The sequence below is a fragment of the Bradyrhizobium sp. UFLA05-112 genome (assembly GCF_053572325.1).
The window spans coordinates 1-9,498 of the sequence record NZ_JBANBK010000157.1; the positions used below are offsets into that span (position 1 = coordinate 1).

Annotated in this window: 6 protein-coding genes; all 6 read left to right on the forward strand. The window is 56.3% G+C overall.

Annotated elements, in window-relative coordinates; translation table 11 throughout:
- The coding region (locus tag SO180_RS41335; RefSeq protein WP_449384518.1) for a hypothetical protein at nucleotides 1–678 on the forward strand (678 nt) is incomplete at its 5' end.
- An 844-nt stretch (nucleotides 679–1,522) separates the two neighbouring features.
- On the forward strand, nucleotides 1,523–2,026 hold the full coding sequence (locus SO180_RS41340) for a DUF1353 domain-containing protein (RefSeq protein WP_449384519.1): 504 nt from the start codon (nucleotides 1,523–1,525) through the stop codon (nucleotides 2,024–2,026).
- A 120-nt stretch (nucleotides 2,027–2,146) separates the two neighbouring features.
- Complete coding sequence (locus tag SO180_RS41345) at nucleotides 2,147–3,391, forward strand: hypothetical protein (RefSeq protein WP_449384520.1); 1,245 nt, start codon at nucleotides 2,147–2,149, stop codon at nucleotides 3,389–3,391.
- A gap of 13 nt (nucleotides 3,392–3,404) precedes the next feature.
- On the forward strand, nucleotides 3,405–4,619 hold the full coding sequence (locus tag SO180_RS41350; RefSeq protein WP_449384521.1) for a S1 family peptidase: 1,215 nt from the start codon (nucleotides 3,405–3,407) through the stop codon (nucleotides 4,617–4,619).
- 209 nt (nucleotides 4,620–4,828) lie between these two features.
- On the forward strand, nucleotides 4,829–5,158 hold the full coding sequence (locus SO180_RS41355) for a hypothetical protein (protein ID WP_449384522.1): 330 nt from the start codon (nucleotides 4,829–4,831) through the stop codon (nucleotides 5,156–5,158).
- 185 nt (nucleotides 5,159–5,343) lie between these two features.
- Nucleotides 5,344–9,066, forward strand: coding sequence for a hypothetical protein (locus SO180_RS41360; RefSeq protein ID WP_449384523.1), 3,723 nt, complete (start codon nucleotides 5,344–5,346; stop codon nucleotides 9,064–9,066).
- Nucleotides 9,067–9,498 lie beyond the last annotated feature (432 nt).

Sequence of the window (9,498 nt, forward strand, 5' to 3'; positions counted from 1 at the left end):
TTCGCCGCAGCTTCGAGATCGGTCTGCGGAGCTCGCAGACCTTCATCCCGGGTAACATTCCTTCCTGAGGCAATACGAGGGGTCAAATTTGCAAGCCGATTGACATTTGAGGCGGCAACCGTTCCTCCAGCGGTGCCACCACTCGATCCGCCTCGTGAGATCAAGCCGCCACCGCAGGCACTAGCTGAGGTCACCCCTAGCGTTGCCCAATCACCTCCAATCGTTGCCTCGCCTGATCCCTCGATCGGTCGCCTGAAGGACTTAGGCTTCACCGCAGCGATTGAGCCGTCGTGGACCGTCACCGCGCTCAATGGCTTGCGGGAGTTCAAAATTGTCAATCATTTGCCGCCCGACAATCGTTTGGATGCAGTGACTACCCAAGCGTTGCAATCGCCTCAGGCAGTTGCGCGCAATCGCTCATTTCTTGGCGGTTGGGCGACCGATGCCGCATGTACGCAGGGTGTTCAGCTCACGATCTCCGCCCAAGAAGCCAGGACAGAAGGGGGCGTATGCACATTCGATGCTTTCCTTCCTAGTCGATCAGGCTGGGCGGTCCGTGGCCATTGTCAGGTTGGTGCAGATAGATGGCCAGCGACAATTAGCTTCGGGATTTCCGGGATCGCATTGTCTTGGTCGAGCGCTAAGGGAAATGCAACATACTATCGATGTAGAGAGTGAGATTGAGGCATGGCGGGCTGTTATCACTGCGGGACAGCACTAGCAAAAGGACAGGGCGTTCGCAGAAACGTCCGAACGGGGACAAGCGTGGCGGGATTATTCCCTTTGCCTCCTTCTTTCTTTCTGTTCACCATTGCTGCACTGCTTGGGATCAAGGTACCATCGACCAGAAGTTACTTTGGACTTCGATCACTTTGCGCACCCTGCACTCAGCGGTTGGACTCGCAAAGAGCTCTTAGGCGCAAGATCTTCCTAGCTCTCGTTATCGTTGCCGGTGTTGTACTCGTAGTCATGACAACGAAGGGGTGACCTTCGCAAGGGACGCATCCCGTCGTTAAAGAAAAGAGCCCCTTTTGGGGGCCCTTTGAGCTTCGCACCTTGCGAGTCATTAGGTTCTAAAACACGTTTCCGAGTCCCTCACGTGCCAGTACCCCTCGTCGCTGCTCTGGGAAGAATCGCACGAAGCGCAAAAGTGTTTCGGCCAGCGCATCAAGATCTTTTTGGGATCCAAGCCTAGCTCCAGATCGCGGGCGATCGCGCGCATGTGAAGCCGGTACACCACTCCTGTGCAGGAGCGAATGCGCTGTGCTTTTGCGGGGCCGGGTTCGGCTTCCCCCTTGCATTCGCCTACTGGTTGGTAAATGATATCGCTTTCAACCAAATTTACTGAGCCGGTTATTTAGAGGAGCTGTTCATGCCCGAACGTTCGCAAGATTACCCTTGTAGGTCTACTCGCCGGACGCTGATCAAATCTCTGCTCGTTAGTGGCCTCCTCGGAGCGCAGACCCTATCTGCCTCGGCTCGTTCGAAAGCTGACCGGAAGCAATATTCCAAAGGAGGTTGGATGACCGCCTGGATGTCGGATCCGGCTAGGACGTCGGACTCGCCGCTCCATCTCGGCCGTTTCAATGAACCTATCTACTATCTCCTGGATCCAATCTCATGGGAGCCGAGCGCGCGACAGGGCGGCGGTTTAAAGGCCGTTACCGTTCCGAAAGGATTTGTGTCGGATCTCGCGAGCGTTCCTCGGATCTTTTGGTCGGCTCTTCGGCCGGACGGCACATATGCCTACGCTGCAATCATCCACGACTACCTGTATTGGACGCAGACGATCCCAAGGGAAAATGCTGATGCAATTCTAAAGAGCAGCATGGAAGATTTCCAAGTCGACGGTTTGACGGTCACAGCGATCTACAATGCGGTTCGAGTGGGAGGCGCTTCCGCCTGGAGCGACAATGCGAAGGCGAAGGCCGCCGGCGAAAAGCGGGTGCTTGCTGAGTTTCCGCCGATGGGCAGAACGAAGTGGGTGGACTGGAAAAAGAACCCGCGCAATTTTGCAAGCGAGTAGTTCGCGGGATTCGCCAAAAGGGGCGCTTGCACATGCGCTGGCGCGCGACGGATGCAGATCGGCGAATACTGTTGCAAGTCCCAGAGTAGATTACCGTAGGCGTGTCTGGGGGGACATTCCATGAATAGAATTAAGTCCATTGTACCGGGTGTCTGCTGCGGCTTGTTGCTCGCCGCGTGTAGCCAAGTGCCCCCTCTTTGGCATGCTACCAACAATCTGCCCTTTAGTACCGAAATCTCCATCAGAGATGTGGTTGAGCGCGTGAAGTGCGAACTTGCCGATGCCGTCGATCACAAAATGGAAGATAAAAGATTCGCTTGGCTGGAGTCCTGGACGGTTAAAGCCGACCTGACGCTGCAGGCCAACGAGTCTGGCAGCCTTTCACCGAGCGCGACTTTCGTGCAGCCCTTGCAGAACGCTTATTTTCTTGGCGCAGGCCCCAGCTCCGCGGCCTTTCCGAGCGGGACGCCGGGCAATTCCGTCGGCGCAACTGCTCAGAACTTTAATCTCGGCTTTGGCGCCAACTATAGCAGCCAGGTCTTCCGAACGGAGACCGTGAGCTTCACGATGTCTCTGCGGGAGCTCAAGGCCTGGCGCGAGTGGGGGCCAGGTCGACTGCACGAGTGCTTGCCAGTGGGAAGCACCGATCTACAGGGAAATCTCGACTTGGGTCCGTGGATCGATGCCGCGCTCGAGCCTGTTGCCCACCACGATCTTAATCTGGGAATTCATCCGTCTCCTGGAGCAGGTGGCAAGGCTGCATCGGCCGGGGGCGCAAGAACGGAAGGCACCAACGCCCCAGATTCCGATCTCGCATACTATACGGACTACGCCAAGAATTCCGAGACTGATGCGGTAAAATCGGCACAGCAGGCGAACGCCACCGCAAGACAAGCCAGAACAACGAGATTTCTTGATACGAGGGTGCAGGCTAGAATTGCGAGCTTCGCGCTAGAGGCTTCAAATGCCGCCAAGTATTCTCATCAAGCATGGGAAAAGCTGACCAACAGCGGGAAAGATCTGTCTCACCAAGACATTGTTGCTCTCGCTACGAACGCAGCTGAAAACTCGGAGGCTGCGGCGCGATATGCCAGCGCGGCAAAACTACTGGCCAATCCAGATCCGCCGATCGACTCACTCTCCCATGCGGTGAATTTTATCGTGACGATCGGCGCGGGACTCTCTCCCAACTGGGCTCTCCTGCATTGGAAGGGGCCGACGACGCTCGGCAATCTCGTTTCCGCTTCAGCGGTACGAACGCACACGCTCAATATCGCTATGGGGTCGCCGTCGTCGGCGCCGAGTACGGACGTAGAGCGCCTTCTCAACAATCAAGCCTTTAGGCAGGCTGTTCAAAGCCCATGATGCAGGAGTTGTCATGGCTCGATACGAACACAGGTTGATGAGAGTCGGCGGGACTGCGCTGATGCTATCGTTGGCCTGCCTTAACTACAGTTCGGTCGGCGCCGGCGAAGCAGCTGGAAAGCCGAATATCTCCGGCCACAAACACGTCATCGGTGCCGAGACGGAATCTCTCGTAAGGGTCGTCGATGGCACTCTCACGACTTGGTATCCAACTGTGGGTGCGCTGCTGCATATGGGAATCGGAGGTCTCGGAACGTCCTGCACGGGCACGATTATTGGGTGCGACGCATTCCTGACGGCAGCCCACTGCGTCACCTCCGATCTCGACAAATCGCACTACAAGGTATTTTTGCAGCATGCGGGTGTGTTCGACGTAAGATCGATCGACTGGCCCAAGCGCGACTACCAGCGTCCGAATGAAGAGACGGGATCTCAAGCTGATGTCGCGGTCATTCGTCTAGTGACCCCTGTCGACGGTATCGTGCCCGATATAATCAATGATGACCGTGAACAGGCATCCGGATCTGTATCCAAGATCGTTGGCTTTGGCCGGACAACTGCGGACAAAATGGATGCTGGGCTCAAACGTTACGGTGATGTCGTCGCGTCAGCCTGTCCGGACAAGTTTCCAAAATCGGATCTCATCTGTTGGCGGTATACGCCAGGCAGCGGATCTAACACCTGCTACGGTGACTCTGGCGGTCCGCTCCTGCTCGAGTCAAATCGGCCTGAACCTGTTGTCTCCGGGGTTACGTCGGGTGGAATCGATCTGACTTGCGCAAAGCTCGATCGCGCCTATGACGCGAGCGTTTTCAAGAATCGTAACTGGATAAAAAAGGCCGCAGGTACGATCAAGCGGCAGTGTGGCTCGTTGTTGCCGCTCGATAGCGACGACGAACATCGGTACGTTCAATTCACAGGGCAGATTAACGACGCCTATCCGGAGCATGTGTTCGAATTCTCTGTGCAGGCAGCCACCCGGCTTCGCGTCAGTGCCAACTTGGCGAGATCCTCAGGGGCCAAGGACGACCTGCTCCATCAACCTACGCTGCTGTTGCTACCTAAACGCAGCCGCGATCAAGACGATGCGATCTGTCGCGATCAGCCTCATGCGCAGGTTGCCTTTTGTGAGAAGCCTTCACCGCCAGACGATCTCTACACCGTCATACTCCGTCGTGGCGAATCTGTTGGCTCTGCGGATTTTCAACTGGTCGTCAGCGTCTATTGATAGGAGGTCACAATGCGGTTCGACAAATGCCCATCGGTGATGCCCAAATCGACAAGCGCGAAGGCATTTGGACTGATGATACTTTCTGTCGCCGCCTATCTCGGCGAGGCTCCAAGCATGGCAGATGAGCTCAAACCGCTCTTCCCAACGCCATCAGGCATCCCAAAGGCCCGGCCCGGCACGCGACCAGACGTCGATCAGCCTCGGGCATGGTCATCCCCGTCCTGGCCGGAGGTGACCGTGCCGTCGTCGCCGGTGATCACGCCATCACCGGAGGCGAGCAATCGGCCGGGCACGCGACCGGACGCCGATCAGGCACGGGCATGGCCAGCCCCGCTTTGGCCGCAGGTGACCCTGCCTTCGTCGCCGGTGATTATGCCATCACCGGAGGCGAGCAATCGGCCGGGCACGCGACCGGACGCCGATCAGGCACGGGCATGGTCAGCCCCGCCTTGGCCGCAAGTGATCCTGCCTTCGTCGCCGGTGCTTATGCCATCACCACAGGTGAGAAATCGGCCGGGTACGCGTCCCGACGCTAGTCCTGATCTCGGAGCCGAGGCGAATCGGTAAGATAGGTGGGTACGGAACGATGTCGGATTCAAGAGACAACCGCAGTCGTCCTGAAGCGCACTTGCTTCGCGAGCGCCTTTTAAGGTGGGCCTCAATCTACTGGGAATCGATCTGCAAACACCCGAGACTATACGTTGCGACGGGGATGATCGTCGTGGCCGAGCTGGCGCTGCTCTCCCTCTATCAGTTCAGCTTCTTTGAGCCTCGAGCACAAATCCTTCCGTTGGAGATTAGTACGCCATTCTCCGGCAAACCGACCTCTCTCGATGCCGACAGGTCAGGGCGATTTTTTGTGACCGCGAGCTCATCAAGGATCGCCACGGTTTGGTTCCGTGAAACCGAGGATAGCTGGCGTCCCACGGTCTTCCGGGCGCCACTGCGCGATGAATTCGAACCAGCGAAGTATCAGGCAACTATCGCTCCCAATGCGGAATATGTGGCACTTTCGGCGCCGCCACTAAGCGATAAAAGCGGCGGTTACCAGCGTGCAACCGCGCGAATATACGTATTCGATCGCGCGCGGCGAAACATCATCGCAACGTTGGAATCTGAAATACCCACCTACGTTACGCGGCTTCGCTTCTCTCCCGACGGACAATTTCTCGCTGCTCTTCTCAGCGGCGGATGCGGGTTAAGAATCTGGGCGGTGTCGCAATTGCGGGACCCGCGATATGCCGGAGCTCCGGTCTTCAAGGATGACGGGGAATATGCCGCGTCGAATGCCGGAAAGAGCTGCTGCCCCGAGGGGAAGATGAGCTTGTGTGAAGCACGTCCGCGCGGGACGGATCTTGTCTTCAGCGATGCCGTCGGTGACGATCCATGGCTCTTCGCCCTTTCAACCTCGGGCCTTACGATCTATCCGCATCCGTTGAGCGATGGAACGAAGGGTTTGGTATTTCCTGGCGAGAAGCCCGCCTTCGTTTCCCGAGATCAAATAGGACTGGTTCAGCCAGGTCGGTTGGCGCTTTCTTCCGATCTTTCGCGTTTGGCGGTTGGCGACGTCGCTTCGCCCCAAGTGGGCCTCTTGAGAAGAAAGGGGCGAGGTTACGATATTGAGAAGACGTTCTCCCTAAAGGATCAGCTGAAACCTGATCACGGCGCGGTCTATCTTCCCAATTTGGCCTGGATGCCGGTCGAAGGACAAGGTGACAATGAGGCCTCTCTGATAGCTTACGGATTTCTTCCGAATCAGGACCTAAATGGAAAGGACGACAACGACGAAACCAACAACATCGCGATCTTCGATCGGGATCTTAGCCGTGTCACGTTACAAGAAATCCAAGGCCAGACAGACACGTTCTTGTATATTGCGAAATTGATTGATCCCGGTTTTCCGGCCAAGACGTTGTTCATTTCGACCGAGCGGATCGCGACGATCGATGTGTCGGTGCCGCGCCCCCGATTGTCGCGAGTTATTGCAGAGAATCGGGCAATCAGCTTCCGCGGATTCGATGAAGATTATCGATTGATCCTCGATGAACGTAACAACGTATATTTTTCGACCGTCTTGCAAGGAAAGTACAGGCTGTTCAACGTACTCTTCGATCAAATGCGTCTTGTCGATGCCGCCCCGATCGACGATGAATCAGAGCTGAAGGACCGTCTGCGTACTCTCATCGCACGGACCGATCACCAGGATCGCTATGAACTAAGCGAACCAAAATCTAGCCGTGATAAATGGGGGTACGACAGTCGGGTCGCGGACAATCCTCCCGTATTCTTCAACCGGCCATTGCCGCTCGACAGAATTGATCCGAACGAAGTGTCATTAGCTGCGGTCAAAGTACCACGCCTACCTGGCGTCGACGAGCTAAAGATGGTCGTGTGGGGAACGGATCGGGCCATACGAGTCCTGAGCGAAGAAGGGGGAACGGTCTGTACAAGACCCGTTCGTGCAGAAGCTCAGCGGATGAACATCACTACAGATGGCCAGTTCCTTGTTGTAGCGCATGGGGACGGAATTATCCGTTGGTACGCGCTTGGGTTTAGTCCCTCGAATTGTCTACCCTTGATCATGTCGCTCTACTTGACCCAGTCTGATGACGGAAGATGGGGGTTCTTGGCCTGGCTTCCTAACGGCCGATATGCGATTGACGGTGCGGTCGGATCCCAACGGCTCGCGTGCTATCCGGTCGAGCTACCGGGGCGAGCCCCCGGTTGCGTTGATTTTCAGCAAGATCCTTCTCTCTACGATCCGGATGCAGTTCGCAGTTCATTGCGAAGTGCGCCGAGGCTGCGAGGACCGAGCCGCGCAGCTGAAAATGGCCCCACCCCGAGCAACCGATATGTGGACGCATCCACTGTACGTCGATTTGAATTCGTCGGTGTTGCTCATGCCCAGACAGCACTTGGAAGTAGTCTCGCCAATATCGAACGTGCGGAGGGCGCGCAGTTAAAGCTGAGCGATCGGAGTCCTATCCTCAAGCATGCGGAGCAACAGCAGACTGAGGTCGAGGTCATCGCCGGCCTTGCCGTGAAAACAGAGAGATTTTCGGCGCAAGTCACGCTGTCAGGGTGGAATGACGGAAAGCAGAGGTATCTGAGGTTCAAGTCGGGCGAAATGGATGTGCCAGTTATTTACAATGGCGTGCGATTTGCAGACGGACGTGCGCTGCCCGTCAATCCATCCGCGGAAATGCAGGTAGATCTAGAGTTGCCAAAAGCGCTCCAGCGCCTCGGTCCAATTGAGATATGCAAATTTTTGTACCGTGGCATCAATCGCGACGGCACGCCCGCCGATTCAGCCGGCAATGACCTGCCCATCGCGAGTCGCTGCTTTTTTGTTAAGTGGTCGGCGCCTGGCGCGATCGAACCACCGCGCAGTAAGCGGAAGCTGTGGGCCCTAATCATGGGATTCTCCAAGTCGGCCTCGAACCCACTTCAGTATGCCCACGAGGATGCATTGGATTTCGCTCGCCTTCTCGCGATGGACTTCAACAAGAAGCTGCAAGGGACCTTCGGAGGAGTTTCCGCGTACGACGATATGAAGATCGAGCTGTTTTATGTTCCTCCAGGCGACTACGCCCCTGATGCGATCCTGAGTAATCCGAAGGCGAAAGTCTTGCTAGATGATTTGCATGACCAACATCTCGATATTGTAGTCATGGGTAAGCAAGACAGTCTGTTTTCTGAGAAGGTCAACACCACTATCGGAGTCATGCTGGGCGCGATAGCGACGGAAAAGGCGGGTCGGAGCGAACCTTGGGACGACGAGGTGCTCGTGTTTTTTGCCGGTCACGGGGCAACAAAGAACGGACTGGTTGAACTTCAGACTTCTGATCCTCGCGGTCCCGGCCTAAACCCTGATGTGATCATGAGCCAACTGAACAAAGCGCAGGTCGAGCGGAGGATGTTGATCCTCGACGCATGTCGACCGTCTCCCAATGGCGACAAGAATGATCCCGATCTCAACAACATCGGGACGAAAGTGTTTAACAGTTGGACAAACGACCATGCCAAATGGGATCTCTTACTAAGCACAAATCCAGGCGGTTATTCCTACGAAGAGTCTCTGTTCGCCCTGAACGATATCATCCCTGGTTTCAGCCTATGGTCCCCCGGCACGATCGCCAAAACGGGTAATGGCGTCTTCACTTTGGGTTTTCTCAGCTCGGTGATCTGCGGCGACAGCGTGAACTACCCTGATGAAACCGTCTACAACGCGGACGTCTCCAGCAGGTATTTGAAATTCGTGTTCTTCTCTCAAAAGAATCCAACATGGTTGGCGCTCGAGGCGTATTTGAAGGACAAGCTGCAGGCTAGCTACAAGATTCCGGCCCCGCAGCTGATCGTGGGAGGAGCTGATGATGCAAGCAAATCATTTGTATTCAGAAGCCTAGATGCCATGCCTAAAAAGTGCTTTCAGTCCATGCACTGATCGTGCCCGCGCTGGCGCTACGCAGGCCGTCAACGCGAAGGCCTGCCGCGGCCTGAGTGCCGGCCATCCGATCTCAGCGGCTCCGCGACCTCGCGGGGCCACGACTTTTTAAGCCGACCGCGTGACCCGGAGCTGGCACCACACAAACCAGGCGGCCGCCGTAAAGGCTGGCCAAGCCAGCGAAGAGGCGGGGAAAACGCAGAACGGATCGATAAAAAATTGGCGAGCCGCTTTCGCTTGGCTCTCGGCATCCAAAATTCAAACGGATGAAAGTATGAAAGCCGGCTTTGCCGTGCGTGCCCCTGCTGTCATTCCATGCCGCTGTAATTTTTAACGCGACGAGGGCATAGGTTACGTAACCCTCCGGTGCAGGCCGCGGGTTAGCTGCGTTTGGCGCGCTTGCCTGCCCATTTTTTGGCGAGGGCCTCAACT